This window comes from Dietzia alimentaria 72 (assembly GCF_000226215.1).
Lineage (GTDB): Bacteria > Actinomycetota > Actinomycetes > Mycobacteriales > Mycobacteriaceae > Dietzia > Dietzia alimentaria.
Window position 1 is genome coordinate 47,234 of sequence record NZ_AGFF01000014.1, and the last position, 19,921, is coordinate 67,154.

Annotated in this window: 20 protein-coding genes; 12 read left to right on the top strand and 8 right to left on the bottom strand. The window is 68.7% G+C overall.

The window, feature by feature from the left end; genetic code table 11:
• The first annotated feature begins 3 nt into the window (after nt 1-3).
• Nucleotides 4-765 carry a lysoplasmalogenase family protein gene (locus tag ON04_RS06660; protein WP_010540819.1) on the top strand — a complete coding sequence of 254 codons (762 nt, stop codon included), beginning with the start codon at nt 4-6 and terminating at the stop codon, nt 763-765.
• 22 nt (nt 766-787) lie between these two features.
• Nucleotides 788-1,486 (top strand): TrmH family RNA methyltransferase, encoded by a 699-nt coding sequence (locus tag ON04_RS06665; RefSeq protein ID WP_010540820.1) that lies wholly within the window; start codon nt 788-790, stop codon nt 1,484-1,486.
• Between the two features lie 45 nt (nt 1,487-1,531).
• Here the strand turns inward: ON04_RS06665 and ON04_RS06670 are convergent, their stop codons facing one another.
• The gene (locus ON04_RS06670) at nt 1,532-2,167 is read right to left on the bottom strand and encodes a DedA family protein (RefSeq protein WP_238529256.1); all 636 of its coding nucleotides are present in this window, start codon (nt 2,165-2,167) and stop codon (nt 1,532-1,534) included.
• 137 nt (nt 2,168-2,304) lie between these two features.
• Here ON04_RS06670 and ON04_RS06675 point away from each other — a divergent pair, with 137 nt between their 5' ends.
• Both ON04_RS06675 and fbaA read left to right on the top strand, forming a co-directional pair.
• Complete coding sequence (locus ON04_RS06675; protein ID WP_010540822.1) at nt 2,305-3,297, top strand: MsnO8 family LLM class oxidoreductase; 993 nt, start codon at nt 2,305-2,307, stop codon at nt 3,295-3,297.
• 129 nt (nt 3,298-3,426) lie between these two features.
• Nucleotides 3,427-4,470 carry a class II fructose-bisphosphate aldolase gene (gene fbaA / locus ON04_RS06680; protein ID WP_010540823.1) on the top strand — a complete coding sequence of 348 codons (1,044 nt, stop codon included), beginning with the start codon at nt 3,427-3,429 and terminating at the stop codon, nt 4,468-4,470.
• Between the two features lie 91 nt (nt 4,471-4,561).
• Here fbaA and ON04_RS06685 read toward each other — a convergent pair whose 3' ends face one another.
• The 3 genes from ON04_RS06685 to ON04_RS06695 form a co-directional block, all read right to left on the bottom strand.
• Nucleotides 4,562-5,143 (bottom strand): Rv0361 family membrane protein, encoded by a 582-nt coding sequence (locus ON04_RS06685; protein ID WP_010540824.1) that lies wholly within the window; start codon nt 5,141-5,143, stop codon nt 4,562-4,564.
• Between the two features lie 85 nt (nt 5,144-5,228).
• Nucleotides 5,229-6,959 carry an alkaline phosphatase D family protein gene (locus ON04_RS06690; protein WP_081477140.1) on the bottom strand — a complete coding sequence of 577 codons (1,731 nt, stop codon included), beginning with the start codon at nt 6,957-6,959 and terminating at the stop codon, nt 5,229-5,231.
• A 63-nt stretch (nt 6,960-7,022) separates the two neighbouring features.
• Nucleotides 7,023-8,510, bottom strand: coding sequence for an NAD(P)-binding domain-containing protein (locus tag ON04_RS06695; RefSeq protein ID WP_010540826.1), 1,488 nt, complete (start codon nt 8,508-8,510; stop codon nt 7,023-7,025).
• Between the two features lie 248 nt (nt 8,511-8,758).
• Here ON04_RS06695 and ON04_RS06700 point away from each other — a divergent pair, with 248 nt between their 5' ends.
• Nucleotides 8,759-9,175, top strand: a complete 417-nt coding sequence (locus tag ON04_RS06700) for a DUF3151 domain-containing protein (RefSeq protein ID WP_010540827.1) — start codon at nt 8,759-8,761, stop codon at nt 9,173-9,175.
• A complete protein-coding gene (locus ON04_RS06705; protein ID WP_010540828.1) occupies nt 9,132-10,421 on the top strand; it encodes an FUSC family protein in 1,290 nt (429 codons plus the stop codon). The genes ON04_RS06700 and ON04_RS06705 overlap by 44 nt, the downstream gene beginning before the upstream one ends.
• On the opposite strand, the gene ON04_RS06710 is transcribed toward ON04_RS06705, so the two are convergent.
• Nucleotides 10,366-11,022 (bottom strand): hypothetical protein, encoded by a 657-nt coding sequence (locus ON04_RS06710; protein ID WP_010540829.1) that lies wholly within the window; start codon nt 11,020-11,022, stop codon nt 10,366-10,368. The genes ON04_RS06705 and ON04_RS06710 overlap by 56 nt on opposite strands.
• A gap of 55 nt (nt 11,023-11,077) precedes the next feature.
• Between ON04_RS06710 and ON04_RS06715 the strand changes: the two genes are divergently transcribed.
• From ON04_RS06715 to ON04_RS06730, 4 genes are all read left to right on the top strand, one after another.
• The gene (locus ON04_RS06715) at nt 11,078-11,923 is read left to right on the top strand and encodes a LamB/YcsF family protein (RefSeq protein WP_010540830.1); all 846 of its coding nucleotides are present in this window, start codon (nt 11,078-11,080) and stop codon (nt 11,921-11,923) included.
• Entirely contained in the window at nt 11,920-12,774 is an 855-nt protein-coding gene (locus tag ON04_RS06720; protein WP_033444139.1) for a 5-oxoprolinase subunit B family protein, read from the top strand. The genes ON04_RS06715 and ON04_RS06720 overlap by 4 nt, the downstream gene beginning before the upstream one ends.
• The gene (locus ON04_RS06725) at nt 12,771-13,658 is read left to right on the top strand and encodes a 5-oxoprolinase subunit C family protein (protein WP_010540832.1); all 888 of its coding nucleotides are present in this window, start codon (nt 12,771-12,773) and stop codon (nt 13,656-13,658) included. Before ON04_RS06720 ends, ON04_RS06725 begins: the two co-directional genes overlap by 4 nt.
• Nucleotides 13,659-13,775: 117 nt before the next feature.
• A complete protein-coding gene (locus ON04_RS06730; RefSeq protein WP_010540833.1) occupies nt 13,776-15,062 on the top strand; it encodes an adenylosuccinate synthase in 1,287 nt (428 codons plus the stop codon).
• A gap of 90 nt (nt 15,063-15,152) precedes the next feature.
• Here ON04_RS06730 and ON04_RS06735 read toward each other — a convergent pair whose 3' ends face one another.
• The gene (locus ON04_RS06735) at nt 15,153-15,452 is read right to left on the bottom strand and encodes a hypothetical protein (protein ID WP_010540834.1); all 300 of its coding nucleotides are present in this window, start codon (nt 15,450-15,452) and stop codon (nt 15,153-15,155) included.
• Between the two features lie 452 nt (nt 15,453-15,904).
• On the opposite strand from ON04_RS06735, the gene ON04_RS06740 reads away from it, so the two are divergent.
• On the top strand, nt 15,905-16,837 hold the full coding sequence (locus tag ON04_RS06740) for a hypothetical protein (RefSeq protein ID WP_010540835.1): 933 nt from the start codon (nt 15,905-15,907) through the stop codon (nt 16,835-16,837).
• A 194-nt stretch (nt 16,838-17,031) separates the two neighbouring features.
• Here ON04_RS06740 and ON04_RS06745 read toward each other — a convergent pair whose 3' ends face one another.
• On the bottom strand, nt 17,032-17,469 hold the full coding sequence (locus tag ON04_RS06745; RefSeq protein ID WP_081477141.1) for a GntR family transcriptional regulator: 438 nt from the start codon (nt 17,467-17,469) through the stop codon (nt 17,032-17,034).
• A gap of 2 nt (nt 17,470-17,471) precedes the next feature.
• Nucleotides 17,472-18,569: a CaiB/BaiF CoA transferase family protein gene (locus ON04_RS06750; RefSeq protein ID WP_010540837.1), complete on the bottom strand. Its 1,098-nt coding sequence runs from the start codon at nt 18,567-18,569 to the stop codon at nt 17,472-17,474.
• 106 nt (nt 18,570-18,675) lie between these two features.
• On the opposite strand from ON04_RS06750, the gene purT reads away from it, so the two are divergent.
• A complete protein-coding gene (gene purT, locus ON04_RS06755; protein ID WP_010540838.1) occupies nt 18,676-19,911 on the top strand; it encodes a formate-dependent phosphoribosylglycinamide formyltransferase in 1,236 nt (411 codons plus the stop codon).
• Nucleotides 19,912-19,921: the final 10 nt, after the last annotated feature.

Here is a 19,921-nt window from a genome sequence, read left to right on the forward strand (position 1 = left end):
GATATGAGCGCGACGACGACAAAGTCCTTCGCAACGACCCTCGGGCGGGCACTCCGGGCACGAGTCGAGGCACTGATGAACACCGCCCGCCTGGAGGGGCCCGCGTTCCTCGCGGCTGTCGGCGGGACGGAGATCGCCAAGGCCACCGGGGTCGGTGCGCTGGAGAAGCTGTGTAAGCCCCTGATCGTGCCGGCGGCGCTGACGCTCGCGCTGCGGGACGGTCGGCTCTCTGCTGGGGATGCGGCGCTGCTGTCGGCCACGGCGGCGGGCTACACCACGGGCGATGTGATCCTCATGCTCGGCGGTGGGCACGCAAGCCGGTCCAAGGGGCGACTTGTTGCCGGAGCTGCCGCGTTCGGCGTGGGTCACCTGGCACTCGGAACACTCATGCTGCGGTCGGGGTTGAGGTTCAAGCCGGCACAGTCAGTCGCGCACGGGACCATCGCGGCAGGTGCGGGCGCGGTGCTGCTGTCCGAAGGTAAGGAGAACGCGCCGCTGGCGGCCTACGGAGGACTGCTGGCCGCGCTGTCGGCACTGGCCACCTCCGTCGACCGCTCGCACGGCCCGGCGGCGTCGGTGCTGGCGGTCGCCGGCCCGGCATTCCTGCTCAGCGACGGCCTGATCCTGGTGCGTCGCAAGGCGAAGGCCGGGTCGCTGGCCGCGCGCGCACTCGACGTCGCAGTGATCGACACCTACGCGACCGCCGCGCTGCTGCTGCTCACCGGCACCGCCGCCGCGGCACGGTCGGCCGGCAGCGCGACGTGACCTCGTGAGTGGTGCCGACGACATGAGCGGTGCGCACGACGTGAGTGGTGCCGACGATTCCGCGGCCGGACCCACCGAATGGGGCGAGGGCCAGGTCGGCGTGGGCCCCTGGGAGTTTCAGCATCCGGGCGAGCCGCGGCCCACCGGCCACCAGTGGGATCCCGAACTGCTGGACTCCGGCGACCGCCGCAACGTGGTGGACCGCTACCGCTACTGGCGTCGCGAGGCGATCGTCGCGGACCTGGACACCCGTAGGCACTCGTTCCACGTGGCGATCGAGAACTTCGGCCACGACGCCAACATCGGGACCGTGGTGCGGACCGCCAATGCCTTCCTGGCTGCCGAGGTGCACATCGTGGGCCGTCGCCGCTGGAACCGCCGCGGCGCCATGGTGACCGACCGTTACCAGCACCTGCGGCACCACGAGGACATCAGCGCACTCATGGACTGGGCCGAGGCCGAGGGGTTGCCGGTCGTCGCCGTCGACAATCTCCCCGGCGCCGACCCGCTCGAAACGGTGAGCCTGCCACCCGCGTGCGTCCTGTTGTTCGGCCAGGAGGGGCCCGGGGTCAGTGGCGACGCTCGCTTGCGGGCCGTGCGGACCGTGTCCATCGCGCAGTTCGGCTCGACGCGCTCGATCAACGCGGGAGTGGCCGCGGGCATCGCGATGCACGCCTGGATCCGCGAGCACGCCGCCCGGTCGTCACTGGCCCGGCCCTGACTAGCCCGAGCCTGACCGGCCCGGCCCCGAGCGGCCCGGCGATTCTCAAACGGCCGGGGTCGCGGGGCCGTTGCGGATGCGAGTGATGAGCTTCGGCCCGGCCGTGATGAGCATCGGCAGTACGGAGACCAGCACGATCCCGATGAGGATCAGGTCGATGTGCTCCTTGATGAAGGTGAACTGGCCCAGCCACGCGCCCAGTGCGGTCACGCCCGCGGCCCACAGGACAGCTCCCACCACGTTGAACGTGACGAACACCCGGTAGCGCATCCCTGCCATGCCTGCGACCAGTGGCGCATACGTGCGCACGATGGGGATGAAACGGCACAGGATGATCGTGGCCGGGCCCCACTTGTCGAAGAAGTCATGGGCTTCTTTGATGTAGGCCTGCTTGAAGACCCGACCGTCGGGACGCTCGCGGAGGTGATGCCCCCAGCGGTTACCGATGAAGTAGCCCACCTGATCGCCGAGGAACGCCGCGATCGGGGCGGTCACCAGAACCACCCACAGTGGCGCGAACGGATCGTTCTGTTGGGTGAGCAGGCCCGCAGTGAACAGGAGTGAGTCGCCCGGCAGGAAAGGGAAGAGCAACCCGGATTCGATGAAGACCACCGTGAGCAGCGCCGGCAGGATCGCCTTGCCGAACGGGCCGTTGCCCGAAAGCCAGAACTCCGGGTCCATGAAACCCGGGCCCAGGGCGAGGACCTGATGGGCCTGTTCGGCCAGAAGATGCGTATTCACCGGAGAAGCATAAGCCCAGCTGACTCAGATATGGCGGGAGGCGGTACCCGAGTCGCCCGGGCCGCTACGGTGGGCTCGTGGCCACCACCGATCTGCCGGAGACCCTCCGGATCAGTCTCCTGGACAGGTCACGCACCCGACACGGCGAACCGCATGCCGCTGCGCTCGAGGCCACGCTGCGCCGTGCCGAGCGCGCGGATGTACGCCGATTCCATCGGTTCTGGACTGCCGAACACCACGCCGTGCCGGGCATCGCGAGCGGGAGTCCGCCCCTGCTGATCGCCGCCGCCGCGGCACGGACCCGCCGGATCCGTCTGGGGTCCGGGGGAGTGATGCTGCCCAATCACCGGCCGCTGGTCATCGCCGAGCAGTTCGCGATGCTGGAAGCCATGTTCCCGGGCAGGATCGACCTCGGGGTGGGCCGTTCCCTGGGTTTCACCGCGCCCGTCCGCGAGGCGCTCGGCGTGAGCGAATACGACACCGACGCGTTTGCCCGGGACCTCGCGGCCGTGCAGGACTTCTTGCATGCCCGTGGGCCGGTCACCGCACTGCCCGTGGTGGAGAATCCGCCGCCGATGTTCGTCCTGGCCACCGGTCGGGGCCTGGAAGTCGCCGCTGGGGCGGGACTGCCCGTCGTGGTGGGCGGCCCGCGATTGCTCTCCGACCCGTCTCCGCTCGACCGCTACCGCAGGCATTTCCGGGCGGGGGCTACGTCGGAACCGTATGTGGTGGTGAGCCTCGAGGTGATGGTCGCGGAGTCGACCGACGCCGCCCGCGAACTGCTGCTGCCGGAGGCGTGGTCCATGGCCCGATCGCGAGAAAATGGGGTGTTTGAACCACTGCGCTCCCGCGAGGAGATCATGGACCGCAGATTTCGGCCCCAGCAGCTCCGGCGCATCGAGCAGTGGATGGCCGGAACCGTCCACGGTGACGAGGACAAGGTCACCGCCGAGCTCGCCTCGTTGGTGGAGCGCACGGGGGCCGACGAGATCATGGCGTCCACCTCGACGTATGACCGCGATGCCCTCGACAGGGCCGACTCGGCGCTGGCGGAATTGATCCCCGGATAGCCCCCGGCGCGCGGCTGGCAGGTGCCGCGCGTCACGCTGGCCTAGGCTGGAGGGTGTGCGACCGCCGCTACTGCGGTGTGTCGCCCCGAGATCCGCACGTCGCACAGTCGAGAACCCCTGGAGGACCAGATGCCAATCGCAACTCCCGAACAGTACAAGGACATGCTCGATCGGGCCCGCAAGGAGGGCTTCGCCTACCCGGCGATCAACTGCACCTCCTCGGAGACCATCAACGCGGCCATCAAGGGCTTCGCTGACGCCGGCTCCGACGGCATCATCCAGTTCTCCACCGGCGGCTCCGAGTTCGGTTCCGGCCTGGCCGTCAAGGACATGGTGACCGGCGCGGTCGCGCTCGCCGAGTTCGCCCACGTCGTGGCGGCGAAGTACGACGTCCTGGTAGCGCTGCACACCGACCACTGCCCCGAGGACAAGCTGGACACCTTCGTGCGGCCGCTCATCGAGATCTCCCAGGAGCGCGTGGACCGCGGAGAGAACCCGCTGTTCCAGTCGCACATGTGGGACGGCTCGGCCACCCCGCTCGACCGGAACCTCGAGATCGCCAAGGAACTGCTGGAGAAGACCGCCAACGCCAAGCAGATCCTCGAGATCGAGATCGGCGTCGTAGGCGGCGAGGAGGACGGTGTCGAGAACGAGATCAACGAGAAGCTCTACACCACGCGCGAGGACTTCGAGGCCACCATCGACGCCCTGGGCGCCGGCAACACCGGACAGCGGTACCTGCTGGCCGCGACCTTCGGCAACGTCCACGGGGTATACAAGCCGGGCAACGTCAAGCTCAAGCCCGAGATCCTCAAGATGGGCCAGGACGTCGCCGTCTCCAAGCTCGGACTGAACGAGGGCGATCTGCCGTTCGACTTCGTCTTCCACGGCGGCTCAGGCTCGGCCAAGAGCGAGATCGAGGAGGCGCTGTCCTACGGCGTCATCAAGATGAACGTCGACACCGACACCCAGTACGCGTTCACCAGGCCCATCGTCACGCACATGTTCTCCAACTACGACGGCGTGCTCAAGGTCGACGGCGACGTGGGCAACAAGAAGTTCTACGACCCGCGCTCGTACCTCAAGAAGGCCGAGCAGTCTATGTCCGAGCGCGTGGTGGAGGCGTGCAACGACCTGAAGTCGGCCGGCAAGTCCCAGGGCGCCAAGGCCTGAGACCGAGCACGGCGCGACACCGCTGCGGCCTGACACCCGCCACGGCTACGAACCCCGCGTTCCCCTCTTCGGGAGCGCGGGGTTCGTCAGCTCAGCCCGGCTGCTCGGTCTGCGGCACCGCACCCATGCCGACGCCCGGCTCGCACAATTTCCAGGAACCGTCCTCGTCCCGCATCCGCACCTGCTCCTCACCAGTGCCCTCGGAATCCGACTCGACGTTGGCAGTGGCCCCGACGCCGTCATCGTCTACCTCGACGCTGGTTACCCGCAGGTCGTCCGGGAGGGTGCCCGCGATGGACTCGCGCAGCATCGCGTCCAGATCGGTGCCGGTCTGCTCCCCCGAGGCGGTGATGTTGTTGACCAGATCCTGCGGCACCCGGTTCTCGGCGCAGAGGTAACTGTTGAACTCGGAGAACGTCTCGGCGGACGTCATATCGCGGATCGCCTGCTCCACGTCACGCTCCGCCCGCGCCGACGACGACATCGGGCCGGCGACGAAGAACCACACCACCGCCGCGATCAACACCGCGGTCACCACGCCCACCGCCACGAGAACCCCGCCGAGACCGCCACGTCGGCCACCGGCCGGACGTGCCCCACCCACCGGACCGCTGCCGGAGTGATCCCCGGGCTCGGGATTCCCTGCGGGCTGTTGCTGGCTCGTCGTCGTCATCCATTACTCCCGGTACCTACGTCGCGGGCCCGGCCGGGCCGCATCGACCCGCCACCGTAGCGGACCGGCCTGTGAGAACGGGAAGTCAGGGCAGCAGGCCCGCGGGCTCCAGATGGTTGGAGCCGTGCGGTGTGCGCCAGCTGGCCATCGGGTAGGCGCCGCTGTTCGGATCCTCACGAGACACCACGGCCCAGTAGTCGGTGTGGGCGTAGTCGGTGGTGAACTCCAGGACCGAGAATCCGTGCCGATCCAGATCCACCCACCGGACGTGCTGGTTGGCCGCGGTCAGAGCGCCCTGCGCCGCGAGGGAGAGTCCGTTGCCCTCGGGTAGCCCCACCATGTCGTCGATGTTGTTGCTGGTGACCGAGGGCGTCACGAACTCCACCGCGGCCGTGTCGGCGCCCGGGTAGTCTGCCGCGGCGTAGGGGACGTCGTTGGCCCAGGACGTGTGGATGTCGCCGGTGAGGAAGACGTGGTTGCGGTTTCCCGTGGAACGGATCACCTCGAGCAGTCTGCGACGCTCCCCGGCGTAGCCGTCCCACTGGTCCGAGTTGTACGTGATGCCCTCACGCGGCACGCCCAGCAATTCGGTGAGCGCCCCGGTCGTGCGCGGGTCGAGCGGCGGGATCAGAACGGGGCTCAGCATCACGGAGTTGCCGATGACGTTCCACCGGGCGGTCGACGAGCTCAGTCCTCGCGCGAGCCAGTCGAACTGCTCCGCGCCCGTCATGGTGTTGGTGTGGTCGATCGCGTGGCCGTCGAACCGGTCTGGGCCCTCCGACCGGTACGAGCGCAGGTCCAGCATGCTCAGCTCCGCGAGCGAGCCCCACCGCAGTCGTCGGTACAGGTGTCCGCCATCGCGCAACGACTCCGGACGCACGGGCATCCACTCGAAGTAGGCGCGGGCGCTGGCGGCCTTGCGGTCTGCGTAGGGGCCCTCGTGCGGCTGATGGTTCTCGGCGCCGTGCGCCCACGAGTCGTTGGCCACCTCGTGGTCGTCCCAGGTGCAGATCCAGGGCAGGTGCGCGTGCAGCGATTGCAGATCCGGGTCGGTGCGGTGCGTGGCCAGGCGGATGCGGTAGTCGGCGAGTGTGACGATCTCGTGCGGCGGCTCATGAGGGCGGACCGCGCCGTTCTTACCCGCGTACTCGCCGCGCTGGTACTCGTAGATGTAGTCGCCCAGTTCGATGATCGCGTCGAGGTCACCACGCGCCTCGAGGTGCCGGTAGCTGGAGAAGAAGCCGGCCTCCCAGTTGGAGCAGGACACCACGCCCACGCGCCAGCGGCCGGTGGCCGGCATCGCGCCGTCCGCCGGAGCAGTGCGGGTCCGGCCGACCGCCGAAGTCTGTCCGAGTGCGCGGAAGCGGTAGTGGTACCAGCGGTCCGGGGCCAGGCCGGTGCAGTCGAGCTTGACCGTGTGGTCGCGGCCGGCGTCGGTCACCAGCGACCCGGATCGGACGATCGTCGCGAAAAGCGGGTCGGGGGACACCTCCCATCCGACGACGACGGGGGCGCCCAGCCCCGAACCCGGTGCGACTTCGGGGGAGGGCGTGACACGCGTCCAGAGGATGATGCGATCCGCCATGGGATCGCCGGAAGCGACGCCGTGGCGGAAAACGCCTTCTTGCGCTCCCGCGACCGCCGCCCGCCCCGCCACGGCGGTCGTCGCTACGGCGGCCCCGGCCAGCGCGCCCGCCCGGAGCACAGCCCGGCGAGCGATTCCGGCTACGCCCGCACCGGCCGCGCCCTCGGGGGAGGCACTGCCCGCGGTGGACACGTTCTCAGGGGACGACTCGGAGGATGAAGGCCTACGCATTGCTCCAGTCTGGCTTACGCCGGTGGCGTCCGGAGCAGACTCCGCCGAGTCGTCCCCGATTGTTCACGCCGTGCTGGCCGGCACGTCCTTTGCCGGCGCCACGACTCCGTTTGAGGAGGGTTCCGCTCCGGCCAACGCGGCCTCGGCGGTGGGCTCGGCAGTGGCCTTGGCGGTGGGCTTGGCCGGAGTGGTCGGGCCGGAATCCCCGGGCGTCGAGAGGTAGCGGTCGAGGGAGTCGTCCAGCTCCTTCAACCACGGCGTGTGGTGCGTCGCGGCCATGGTGCCGGTGATGACGGAGCGGTGGTTCTTGTCCCGGTAGGTGAGGATGTTTTTGGCCTTGTCCTTCTTCCAGTCCAGGAAGATCCGCACCACCTCGTCGATGTCGAACATCGGATAGTCGGTGGCGTCGATGAGGTCCCTGATGTAGTCGCCCTGGAAGCGCACCTCATCGGCGTCGCCGTCCAGCGACTGGAAGCGGTCACGCCACGCCCGCATGTGGTTTGCGCGCTGCTCGGCGGCGGGCAGCTTGGCCCGGCCGAGGATGAGGTCGCGGACGTACCAGGCCTGTGCATCGAACATGTTGAACGTGAACCACTGGTCCTGTGCGCCGAGGTAGTACATCTTCGGGTTCTTCTGCCACACCACGCCCCGGTAGAGACCGGCGGGGTAGATGTTGTTCGGCGACTGCAGGGAGAGTTCCGCCGGCAGGAACGGGTACTTGTGCAGGTACCCGGTGCACAGGATCACCGCGTCGAACTCGCGTGTCTCGCCGTTCGAGAAGTGGACGGTCGAGCCCTCGAACCGGTCGATGAGCGGCAGCTCCTCCATGCCTTCGGGCCAGTCGTAGCCCATGGGGCGGGTCCGGTAGGACATCGTCACCGAGCTCGCCCCCATCTTGTGGGCCTGCACGCCGATGTCTTCGGCAGAGTACGAGGCGCCGATCAGTAGCACCCGCTTGCCGGCGAGCGTCTCCGCACCGCGGAAGTCATGGGCGTGCCGAATCGACCCCGGGAACGTGGCGATCCCCTCGAAGCCCGGAACGTGCGGGAAGCTGAAGTGCCCGGTTGCCACGATCACCCGGTCGAACTCGGAGCTCGTGGTCTTGCCTGAGCGAAGATTCTCCACCGTGACGGTGAACGTGTCCTGGTCGCGGTCGTAGTCCACCCAGCGAACCGCTGTCGAGAACTGCACCTTGCTCTTGACTTTGGACCGGCGGACCCGGCCGTCGATGTAATTCCACAGCACTTCGCGCGGCGGGTAGGACGAGATGGGCCGGCCGAAGTGCTGATCAAAGGTGTACTCAGCGAACTCGAGGGCCTCCTTGGGGCCGTTCGACCACAGGTTGCGGTACATCGAGGAGTGCACGGGCTCGCCGTACTTGTCAGTGCCGGAGCGCCAATCGTAATTCCACTGGCCGCCCCAGTCGTCCTGCTTCTCATAAGCAACGATCTGCGGGATCTTCGTCCCGGCCCGCTGGGCCGATTCGAACGCGCGAAGGGCCGCGATTCCGCTCGGTCCTGCTCCGATGATGGCGATTCTCTGGTTGGACACAGGTTTCCTTCCGGCCGACGTGGCCTCTAGTCCGCTCTGCGGAGGTGAGCCTGTGGAGGCGCGTGCTTCGCGGGCCGTCAGTCCGCGTTCACGCCTCGACACAGGGTCCGAGAGTCCCCTCGTGAGACGGCGGTCAATGGACCCGCACCGGCGAGGGGGCGGCGCGCCATTTCGGGCACCGCATACCCTCCACCGTACCAAATGTCCGCTTGGTGGGGGCCGGGCGCAAATAGTGGACAATGGGCCGCATGACCCAGTTCGGAGATCTCCTCGGCCCCCCGCCCACCCGTCTTCCCGGTGATCCGGAGGCGGAGGACGCGCTTGATGCAGGCGACGATCCGCGCACCGTCGCGGCCGGCCACCCCACCGCTTCGGTGGCGTGGGCGGAGCTGGCGGAGCGTGCGCTTGAGGCCGATGACGTGATCTCGGCCTACGCCTTCGCCCGCACCGGCTACCACCGCGGCCTCGACCAGCTGCGTCGCAACGGGTGGAAGGGCTTCGGGCCCGTCCCGTACGACCACGAGCCGAACCGTGGCTTCCTGCGCAGCGTGGCCGTGCTGGCCCGGGCCGCGAAGTCCATCGGAGAAGAGGACGAGTACATCCGTTGTCTGGACCTGATCAATGAGTCAGACCCGCACGCCGCCGCGTCTCTCGGCCTGGCGTGATCGCCTAGACGCCCGCGCGCTGGGCGTCTACGCCGCGCTGCCGGTTCCGCTGCGGACGCGGACCCGGCGGCTGGCGTACGCCTTCCTGCCGATCCTGCAGTGCGGCGTGGCGGCGGGTCTGGCGTGGTTTATCGCGCACGACCTGCTGGGGCATGAGCGACCGTTCTTCGCGCCCGTCGCTGCCGCCATCGCGCTGGGCGTGGGGATGGGCAGACGACTGCGCCGGGGGATCGAATTGGTACTCGGGGTGATCGTGGGCGTCGGATTGGGCGACCTGCTCATCGCCCAGATCGGATCCGGACCGTGGCAGATCACGGCCGTGGTGGTGCTGGCGATGTCGGCGGCGGTGTTCCTCGACAGGGGTGCGCTGGTCGGCACGCAGGCGGCGTCATCGGGGATCCTCGTGGCCACACTCCTGCCGCCGGGCAGCGCGGGCGGGTACGAGCGGATGCTCGACGCGGCGGTCGGTGGTGCGGTAGCGCTGCTGCTCATGTCGCTCATGCCGGTCCACCCGCTCAAGCGGGCCCGACGGGAGGCCGCATCTCTCCTGGGCGTGGCGTCGTCGGTGCTCGCGGAGGTATCGGAGGGGCTCGATCACCGCGATTCCGAGACGATTCGCGCAGCGCTGCAGGACGCCAGGGACACACAGCCGGCGATCGACGCTATTGACGAGCAGCTCGCCGGTGCGCGAGAACTGGTACGGATCTCCCCGTTCTATCGGCATCGGCGTCCGGAGGAGATCATGCTCACCGGGCTGCTCAACCCCTTGGACAACGGCATTCGCAACATTCGGGTGCTGGCCCGCCGGGCGATCGTGGCGGTCGACGACCAGGTGGACGTGGCGCCGGCACTGAGCGCGCTGATCGGTGAGCTCGGCAACGCTCTCGTCCTGCTCGCCCGACGGGTCGCCGGGCACTCGGACGCACTGAGCGACGCCGAGATCCACCGTGAGTTGCGGGCGGTCGCCTCACGTGCGCGACGTGAACTCGTCTACGACTCGGGGATGACGGAGACCGTCATGCTGGCCCAGCTCCGCTCGATTCTCGTGGACATGATGCAGGTGGCAGGACTCAGTAAGGTCTCTGCGCTGGCCACGTTGCCGCCGACCGTGTCGACCCCCGCGGTGGAGCCGGAGCTCACCGAGGAGTGGCCGGACTCGCCGGACCGACCCACGACGGTCATGCCTCCACTCAGGGCGACACGAGCCTCCATGGCTCGGTATGACGGTAGAAAGAAGTCCTCTTGACGGCTCGTCGCCCGGTGATCCCGTCCCGGGTGATGATCCCGGCCGGGGTGCCCAGTTGCACCGCGCGTGCCGCCTGCCAGGCCCGCCGTATCACCCTGCGCGGCCGGGCGGCGGTGGCGCGCACGCCCGGCATCTCGCGGGTGGGCCGGACCGTGAAGGCGGGAATCTCGCCGGAGAAGACCCGGCTGTCGTCGGCGTAGGCCTCACCCACCAACGGCGCGTCATCGGGGCCGGTCACGATCGCCTCGCCCACCAGGACCGTGCCGGTCTCGTCGCGAATCAGTGGCATGTCGTGGGCCTCGCCCCGAACACCCAGCTTGGCCGCCTCCGAGCCGGTCGGCAGGCCGTAGGCTCGGGTCGCCGGGGTGGGCTCGTCGGCGATGTAAGCGACCTCCATGTCCAGGTTGTCGCTGCGCATCAGTCGCGTGAGTAGTGCGGCCAGTCCGGCGTCGGTACCGCAGATCAGGAGCCGGCGCCGGGGGCCGACCTCGAACAGGGCCTGATTGACCTCGTCCTTGGTGGGCACCTCGCCGACCTCCAGCCGGGGATGCTCGCCGAGGACCGTCGGTACCGGCGCTGAGCCGCAGCGGATGACGATCATGCCTCCATCATGGACTCATCCTGCCCAGGGGTCGAACCTGGGGCAGGATGGAAGGGTGCGACGAATCGATCTCAACTGCGACCTCGGGGAGGCCCGGCGGGGGACTCCGCGGTGGCCCGCGTCGCTCGCGGCGGGTGCGGGTCCGGATCCTGTGGACGCGGCGTTGCTGGACGTGGTCACCTCCGCCAATGTCGCGTGCGGTTTCCACGCAGGCAATCGCCCCACCATGAACGCGACCGCCGTGGCCGCTGCCGAGCGGAACGTGGCGCTGGGCGCTCACCCCTCGTACCGGGACGGCGCGAACTTCGGACGTGTGGAGCACAATCTCAGTCGCGACGAGGTGGCCCGCATCGTGCAGTTCCAGCTGGTCGAGCTCGATATGGCGGCACGACGTCACGGCACGATGGTGCGGTATCTCAAGCCGCACGGGGCGCTCTACAACCGTATTGTCCGCGACGTAGAGCAGGCGGCCGGCGTGATCGACGCGGTGCTGGCGTATGCCGAACTCGCCGGCGAGGACCCGCTACCCGTGCTGGGACTGCCTGGGTCCGCGGTGCATGACCGGGCGCGCGCGGCCGGGGTGCCGACCGTGTCGGAGGCCTTCGCGGACCGTGGGTACCGCCCTGACGGCATGCTCGTGTCCCGCTCCGAGCCGGGTGCCGTACTCACCGACCCGGACGAGGTGGCCGCTCGCGTGGTGGCCATGGCAACGGGGCGGGAGATCACCGCGACGGACGGTTCACTTGTCGTGGTGGAGGCGGCCTCGGTGTGTATCCACGGCGACACCCCGGGTGCGATCGATCTGGCCCGACGCGTGCGCGGTGAGCTGGAGGCCGCCGGCGTCGAGGTGGCGCCGTTCGTGTCTCCGGGCACGTCGGTGGGGCGGTCGGGTACGGGATGACGACGACGAGGATCCGCCCCTGCGGAGAAGCCGCGCTGTTGCTCGAGTGCGCTGATCTGGCGGAGGCGGTGGCTCTGGCCGGGATCCTGGAGAGGTTGCGACCGGATGCCGTGGACGTGGTGGCGGCGGCCCGCACGGTGCTGGTGACCGCGCCGGATTCCGCGACGCTTCCCAGGCTGCGGCGGCGCATGAATGCGCTCCTCGCGGGAGCCCTTCCCGACTCGGGCGGGCAGCCTCAGTCGCCGCCGGCGGCCTCGGAGTCGACGGGGTCCGGCGGGGCACTGGCAACGGGGTCCGGCGGCGCACTGGCGGCGGGGTCCGGCGGGGCACGGGAGGTGACGATCGACGTGCGCTACGACGGACCCGATCTGGCCGACGTCGCCCAGTTGGCCGGCATGTCGACCACGGCGTTCGTGCGGCTGCACACCTCCATCACCTGGCGGGCCGCATTCGGCGGATTCGCGCCGGGCTTCTTCTACCTTGTCGACGCCCGCGACCTCGACGCCCGCGAACGCGGCGACGACGGCTCCGGTTCTATCCAACGCGGCGCAGCCTCGAACGAACGCGGCGCAGCCTCGAATCGCCTTCCGAGCATTCCCAGGCTGGGCTCGCCCAGAACGCGGATCCCGGCCGGATCCGTGGCGGTGGCGGACCGCTTCTGCGCGGTCTATCCCGGCGCCTCGCCCGGGGGCTGGCGACTACTGGGCACCACCGACGCGCAGCTCTGGGATCTCGACCGCCCCGAACCCGCCCTGCTGGCACCCGGGACCAGCGTGCGCTTTCGGAACGTCGACGCGGAACCAGGCGGCGCCGCCGGGCTGCGCGTAGCCGAGCCGGACGGGGCCGGATGAGCCTCTTGATCCTGCGGGCCGGCCCGTCGACGCTGGTCCAGGACCTCGGCCGACCCGGTCACGCAGCCCTCGGGGTGACCGCGTCCGGGGTCGCCGACCGCGCCGCCGCAGCCACCGCACTGCGGGCCACCGGCACCGACCCCGCCGCCGCCGTGCTCGAGGTACTGCTGGGTGGGCTCGTGGCCATGACGGACACGCCCGCCATCGCGGTGGTGACGGGGGCTCGCGGTGTCGTCGTCGTCACCGATTCCGACGGTTCCCGCCGCACCGCAGCCACCGGCGAGGTTCTCCGGCTGGCTGCCGGCGCCACGCTCGAGATCCGCCAACCCACCAGCGGGATACGCAGCTACCTGGCGATACGCGGGGGCATCGACGCGTCGATCGTGCTGGGCAGCAGATCCCGGGACACGCTCGCCGGACTCGGCCCGGCGCCGTTGGTGGCCGGCGACGTGCTGGGAGTGGGCGACCGCGTGGTGGGGCCCTGGGCTGACGGATGGCATGCGGCCGTCGGCGGGCTGGTCGCACAGGGGAGTGCGCCCGTCGCGTTGGACCTGATCCCCGGCCCCCGCGACGATCTGTTCCCGCCTGAAGCCTGGGACGTGCTGGCCGCGACCGGCCACGTGAGCGGGCACGCCGACAGGGTGGGCGTACGCATCGACCCCGCGCGGCCGGTGCCGCGTTTGCGGACGGACGAGATCCCCAGCGAGGGGATGGTCCGCGGCGCCGTCCAGATCCCCGCCGACGGCGCGCCCGTGGTGTTTGGCCCCGACCACCCGGTCACCGGCGGCTACCCCGTGATCGGGGTGCTGACCTCCCGATCCTGCGACGCGATCTCGCAGCTCCTCCCCGGAACGCCGGTCACATTCCGCAGGCTGCACAGGTGACCGACTAGGGTGGACCCGGCTGAACAGGCTATTCTGGGGCGTTGGTGTGCGCGGAATCACCTCGAGTACTTCCGTCCCTCACCGTGCAGACGACTCATTCAGAGGTGAAAGCGAACCATGCCAGCGATCGTTCTGATCGGCGCCCAGTGGGGCGACGAGGGCAAGGGTAAGGCCACCGACATCCTCGGCGGCCGTGTCGATTACGTGGTCAAGCCCAACGGCGGCAACAACGCCGGCCACACGGTGGTGGTGGGCGGAGAGAAGTACGAACTCAAACTCCTTCCCGCCGGCATCCTGTCGCCCACGGCTGTGCCCGTGATCGGCAACGGCGTGGTGGTCAACCTTGAGGCGCTTTTCGCCGAGATCGAGGGCCTCGAAGCGCGCGGCGCCGACACCTCTCGCCTGCGGATCTCCGCGGACGCACATCTGGTGGCCCCGTACCACCAGGAGCTCGACAAGGTCACCGAGCGATTCCTTGGCAAGAAGGCCATCGGCACGACCGGCCGTGGCATCGGCCCCACCTACGCGGACAAGGTTTCACGGGTGGGCGTGCGCGTCCAGGACGTCTTTGACGAGTCGATCCTGCGGCAGAAGATCGAGGGTGCGCTGCACCTTAAGAACCAGATCCTCGTGAAGGTCTACAACCGTAGGGCCGTGGAGGTGGAGGAGATGGTCGAGTACTTCCTCTCGTACGCGGACCGATTGCGGCCCCTGGTCTGCGATTCCACGCTGATGCTCAACCAGGCGCTGGACCGCGGCGAATCCGTTCTCATGGAGGGCGGCCAGGCCACCATGCTCGACGTGGACCACGGCACCTACCCGTTTGTGACCTCGTCCAACCCGACCGCCGGCGGCGCGTGCGTTGGCGCGGGCATCGGTCCCACTCGCATCACTCACTCGTTGGGCATCGTCAAGGCGTACACGACCCGCGTCGGTGCGGGCCCGTTCCCGTCTGAGTTGTTTGATAAGTGGGGCGAGTATTTGCAGGTCACCGGTGGCGAGGTGGGCGTCAACACCGGGCGCACCCGGCGCTGTGGCTGGTACGACGCCGTGATCGCCCGGTATGCCGCGCGCGTCAACGGCTTCACCGACTACTTCCTCACCAAGCTCGACGTGCTCACCGGCATCGGCGAGATCCCCATCTGCGTGGCCTACGACGTGGACGGCGTGCGGCACGACGAGATGCCCATGACGCAGACCGAGTTCCACCACGCCACCCCGATTTACGAGACCATGCCCGGCTGGGAAGAAGACATCACCGGCGCGCGTGAGTTCAGCGACCTGCCACCGCAGGCGCGAGATTATGTGTTGCGGCTCGAAGAGCTCGCCGGGTGCCACATGTCCTACATCGGCGTGGGCCCCGGCCGCGACCAGAACGTGGTGCGACGCGACATCCTGGGGTAGGCGGGGTCTGGATCGAGCTGGCGCCGGCACTCACGGAGGCGCCAGCATCGACACAGTCGCTGCGGAGATCTCAGAGGGGCTGGGTTTCGATCAGAACGGCAGGCCCGGGATCTGCGGCAGTTCGATGCCGCCGGCGGTCACGCCTGCGCTGACCGCGAGAGCGGCCGAGACGGCGACGCCTGCGAAGAGGAGCAATCCGGCCTGGACGAACTGGTTCTCGAGCGAACCACTGTCCGCGGACCCGGAGGCTTGCGCGACGTACCGCACGGCGGCGGGGACGGCTGCTGTCTCTGCCTGGGCGGGTGCTGCGTGCGCGGGTGCAACGGCCACAGTGGTGGCGGCAGTGAGTGCGAGGGCGGCTGCGAAAGTTCTGGTGCGAGTCTTGGTCATGGACTGACTATCGCGTTCGACGCAGCCGGCATTACGCCGGGTGAGAAAACGCGGCTTCAGCCCCTCGAGCCCCGCGGCATCGAGCTTTGGGAGCAGGAGCAGGAGCAGGAGCAGGGGCAGGGGCAGGAGCAGGGGCAGGTGCCTGCGCCAACGCCCCGATCGGTCGCGTTTCTGGATGTATCCGACGAGAGGGACCCGCCAGAAACCCGACCGATTCTCACGAATTGCGACTTGATCTCACGAGATGCGACGTGACTCCCGGGAGGCGGCGGATCCGGACCCCCGGGCACCCCTCCTCGGTGCGACGGCGTGAAATTGGATTGCCCCATTTCGGAATTCGGCGTCTTTTAACCGCATTCGTGCAGGTCAATGGCTGTGGATAACCGGCGAATCATTCACATGTCGGCTCCACGTGCGGCTATCGCGGCTATCCCACGTCGGACTATATGTGAGTGACCACCGAGAACCAGGCGACCCATGAGCACCGGCTGACCGCCGCACGATTCGTCGATGCTGTTTTTGGCGGCGACCCGTTCCTGGCTCGGACCGCGCTCAGCGCCGGCATCATCAGCCGGCAGGATCTGCGCACGCGATTCCGGCAGGTGCACCCGAAGGTCTACGCGTGGAAATCGTCCGAGTTAAGCACTTATCAAAAGATTCGAGCCGCTTGGTTGTGGGCGGGCCCGGAGTCGGTTCTGTGCGGTGGCGCAGCGGCGTACCTGTTGGGTGAGCAGTATTTCGGCGCTGAGATCGTCGACGACGAAGTTCAGCTCTGGCGGCCGGGATGGCGCACGCCACCGGACGGGATCGTGGCTCGCCGATGGCGCTCAGCACCGGAGCACATCCGGCGCTCGGGTATGCGAATGACGACGCCGGCAAGGACCGCGATTGACCTTGCTCGACAGGTCACGCCGGATGTCAGGGCGATCGCCGTGATGGATTCCATGTGCCGAACCGGACACGCGGATCCGGACGCCATAGCGGAGACCGCGTTTGCCATGGCCGGCAAGCCGGGCGTGCGCCGCGTTCTGGAACTTCTGCCGCAGGTTGATCCGAAGGCGGAGTCGCCAAAAGAGACTGAATTGCGTCTGCAGATGAAAGGGGCGGGACTCCCACGGTTCGAGTCGCAAGTCGAGGTGTTCGACGAGTTCGGCACTCTCGTTTCGCGCCTCGATCTGGGGAATCGGCAGTGGAAGGTGGGGCTTCAATACGACGGCGACGGGCATTTGAAGAGGGATCGTCGCGATCATGATTCGTTGACGATGATGCGCCTGGCCTCACTGGGGTGGGAGGTGAAGCGGGTGACGCAGGGCATGCTCCGGGCCCCGCGGACGCTGAGAGGATTCGTGAAGGAGGCCTTCGAACGCCAAGGATGGGAACAGTAGGGGGTGTTCGAGGGATGCGCCACGATCGGTCGCGAACTGTGAAATCCAGTCGCAAATCTCAAATTCATGTCGCGTTTCCGGCGGAGCTAACTCGGCCGATCCATCCAGAAACGCGACGACTCGGGGAGTGAGGCCCGTGGAGTAAGGGGGAAGCGGAGTCGCGACAGGCAAAGATACTGGCTGGGGCGGCGGCGTCAGTCGAGGTGGCTGAACGCGGTGCGGACCGCGTCGATCGCCTCGTCGGCACCGAATCCGGACCCAGCGGCCTGCGCGGCGAACTCCGCCGCGGCACTGGCCAACACGGCACCGGAGGCGTCTGCGGCCGCCACGAAGGTGCCCGAGCGGCCGCGGCCCTCGAGGACTCCGGCCTCCTCGAGTTCGCGATAGACCTTGGCGGCGGTGGCAGTGGACAAACCGACATCGCTCGCGAGGGCCCGGACCGGGGGCAACCGGGTACCGGTCGTGAGTCGGCCGCGGTTGATCGCCTCGACGATCTGGTCCTTGAGTTGGCGGAACGGCGGCTCAGCCGAGGCGGGATCCACGGCCAGCAGGACCGCACCTACCCGGGAACCAGTAGACGTGCGCAGGGGGCCACTGTCCGAAGTTCGGCTGGTGGCCCCCTGGTCGCTCATGCTCAGGCCCAGACCTGATCGACGGCGGTCGCCTCGGTGGGCGGGACGGCCGGGACCGGGGCCGCCGGGGTGCGCGAGAAGCGCGGCGCGGGCGCAGGGCCCATGTCGCCGTTGACGTCGACGAACGTCTCCCGCGCTACGTTGTGCGGATGATCGAGGGCCTCGGTGTAGGTCAGCACCGGGGTGGTGCAGGCGTCAGTGCCGTAGAAGACCTCAGCCCACTCGTCTCGGGTCTTCTCGGCGAACTTCCCGGCAATGACATCGCGTAGCTCGTCCCAGCGATCGAAGTCGAACTGGCCGGGCATGCCCTCGCCGTCGATACCCAGCAGCCGGGCGAACTCGGCGTAGAACTGCGGCTCCAGGCAGCCCACGGCCATGAACTTGCCGTCCGAGCAGGTGTAAACGTCATAGAACGGGAAACCGGTGTCCAGCATGTTGGTTCCGGCCACGTCCGACCACTGGCCGCGGGCGCGCATCGCCCACTGGAACTGGCCCAAAACAGAGGCGCCGTCGGTCATCGCGGCGTCGATGACCTGCCCCTTGCCGGAAGTAGCGCGCTCGATGATCGCGGCGAGGATGCCCTGGATGAGGAACATCGAACCGCCGCCGAAGTCGCCCACGAGGTTGAGCGGCGGCACCGGACGCTCACCCTTGCGGGCGGTGGCGTTGAGATGACCGGTCAGGGAGATGTAGTTGAGGTCGTGGCCGGCGGTCTGCGCGAGCGGGCCGTGCTGACCCCAGCCGGTCATGCGGGCGTAGACCAGTCGCGGGTTAAGCTCTAGGCAGTCGTCGGGGCCCAGGCCCATGCGCTCGGTGACCCCGGGTCGGAAGCCCTCGACCAGCACGTCGGCCTTGCCGATAAGACTCCGAACCTGCTCCAGGCCCTCCGCGCTTTTGAGGTCGGCCTCGACCACGGTGCGGCCACGGCGGGTCACGTGCGCCCAGCCGTCCACCGACTTGGCCAACTCGCCGGGTCGCATGACGGTCACGACGTCAGCGCCCAGATCAGCGAGCATCATGCAGGCGTGGGGGCCGGGCCCGATGCCGTTGAGTTCAACGACGCGGATGCCGGCGAGCGGGCCGGAGAGGGAAGTGGTCACAGGTGTGCCCTTTCTTGTGGTCTTGCACACACGTTATCGTCTCGCTCACGCCGCGGGTGCCGGAGGTGGCGGCGCTCATAGTGACGGGTCTACTAGCGTGGACGCCATGACCGCTGCGCACGATCCCCTCGCCCCTCCAGAAGTGCACCGCTTCGGCACCCCCGGCACGCCCGACGCCACCCGCGTCATGCTGCTGGGCTCAGGTGAGCTGGGCAAGGAGGTCACAATCGCGCTGCAGCGGCTCGGTGTAGAGGTGATCGCCGTGGACCGATACGCCGGCGCCCCCGCCCATCAGGTCGCGCACCGCAGCCACACGATCGACATGACGGACGCAAAAGAAGTGCGTCGCGTCGTGGAGCTTGAGAAGCCGCACGCGATCCTCCCGGAGATCGAGGCCATCGCCACGGCCGCACTCGCGGAGATAGAGAAGGACGGTCTGGCCCGGGTCGTCCCGACTGCTCGCGCCGTGCAGCTGACCATGGACCGCGAGGGCATCCGCCGCCTCGCCGCCGAGGACCTGGGACTGCCCACGAGCCGCTACGCCTTTGCCGGTTCGCTGGAGGAATTGCGTGAGGCGTGCACCGAGGTCGGGTTTCCGTGCCTGGTCAAGCCCACCATGTCGTCGTCGGGAAAAGGCCAGTCCTCTCTGAACGGCCCCGACGACGTGCAGGCGGCGTGGGATTACGCGCAGTCCGGCGCCCGCGTGCAGGGGGCGCGCGTGATCGTGGAGTCGTTCGTCGATTTCGAGTACGAGATCACCCTGCTCACCGTGCGCAGCGTCGACCCCGCCACGGGCCAGATCCGTACCGATTTCTGCGAGCCCATCGGCCACCGGCAGGAGCGCGGCGACTACGTGGAGTCCTGGCAGCCGCAGGCCATGACGCAGGACGCGTACGACTCGGCGCGCTCGGTGGCCGCGCGGGTCACGGGTGCGCTCGGCGGCGTCGGCGTGTTTGGCGTGGAACTGTTCGTCAAGGGCGTCGACGTCTACTTCTCCGAGGTCAGCCCCCGCCCCCACGACACCGGCCTGGTGACGATGGGCAGCCAGGTGCTCAGCGAGTTCGAGATGCACGCCCGCGCCGTTCTCGGCCTGCCCGTCGTCACGACCATGTCCAGCCCGGGCGCGTCCGCGGTGATCTACGGAGGCGCCGACGGCGAGGGGGTCGGCTTCGAGGGGGTGGCCAGCGCGCTCGCCGTGCCCGAGGCGGACATCCGACTGTTCGGCAAGCCCACGGCCAGCGAGTTCCGCCGCATGGGCGTGGCCGTGGCGACTGCCGAGGACACCGACACCGCCCGCCAACGCGCCGTGGAGGCCGCCTCGCGCGTCACTGTGGTGAGGTAAGCAGAGGGAT

Bases quoted from the DNA above. Each gene is read 5' to 3' on its own strand.
- ON04_RS06660 (WP_010540819.1), top strand. From the start codon at position 4: ATGAGCGCGACGACGACAAAGTCCTTCGCAACGACCCTCGGGCGGGCA.
- ON04_RS06735 (WP_010540834.1), bottom strand. From the start codon at position 15,452: ATGACCAAGACTCGCACCAGAACTTTCGCAGCCGCCCTCGCACTCACT.
- ON04_RS06665 (WP_010540820.1), top strand. From the start codon at position 788: ATGAGCGGTGCGCACGACGTGAGTGGTGCCGACGATTCCGCGGCCGGA.
- ON04_RS06690 (WP_081477140.1), bottom strand. From the start codon at position 6,959: ATGCGTAGGCCTTCATCCTCCGAGTCGTCCCCTGAGAACGTGTCCACC.
- fbaA (WP_010540823.1), top strand. From the start codon at position 3,427: ATGCCAATCGCAACTCCCGAACAGTACAAGGACATGCTCGATCGGGCC.
- ON04_RS06720 (WP_033444139.1), top strand. From the start codon at position 11,920: ATGACGACGACGAGGATCCGCCCCTGCGGAGAAGCCGCGCTGTTGCTC.
- ON04_RS06705 (WP_010540828.1), top strand. From the start codon at position 9,132: ATGAGTCAGACCCGCACGCCGCCGCGTCTCTCGGCCTGGCGTGATCGC.
- ON04_RS06730 (WP_010540833.1), top strand. From the start codon at position 13,776: ATGCCAGCGATCGTTCTGATCGGCGCCCAGTGGGGCGACGAGGGCAAG.
- ON04_RS06745 (WP_081477141.1), bottom strand. From the start codon at position 17,469: ATGAGCGACCAGGGGGCCACCAGCCGAACTTCGGACAGTGGCCCCCTG.
- ON04_RS06710 (WP_010540829.1), bottom strand. From the start codon at position 11,022: ATGATCGTCATCCGCTGCGGCTCAGCGCCGGTACCGACGGTCCTCGGC.
- ON04_RS06685 (WP_010540824.1), bottom strand. From the start codon at position 5,143: ATGACGACGACGAGCCAGCAACAGCCCGCAGGGAATCCCGAGCCCGGG.
- ON04_RS06700 (WP_010540827.1), top strand. From the start codon at position 8,759: ATGACCCAGTTCGGAGATCTCCTCGGCCCCCCGCCCACCCGTCTTCCC.
- ON04_RS06670 (WP_238529256.1), bottom strand. From the start codon at position 2,167: ATGGACCCGGAGTTCTGGCTTTCGGGCAACGGCCCGTTCGGCAAGGCG.
- purT (WP_010540838.1), top strand. From the start codon at position 18,676: ATGACCGCTGCGCACGATCCCCTCGCCCCTCCAGAAGTGCACCGCTTC.
- ON04_RS06725 (WP_010540832.1), top strand. From the start codon at position 12,771: ATGAGCCTCTTGATCCTGCGGGCCGGCCCGTCGACGCTGGTCCAGGAC.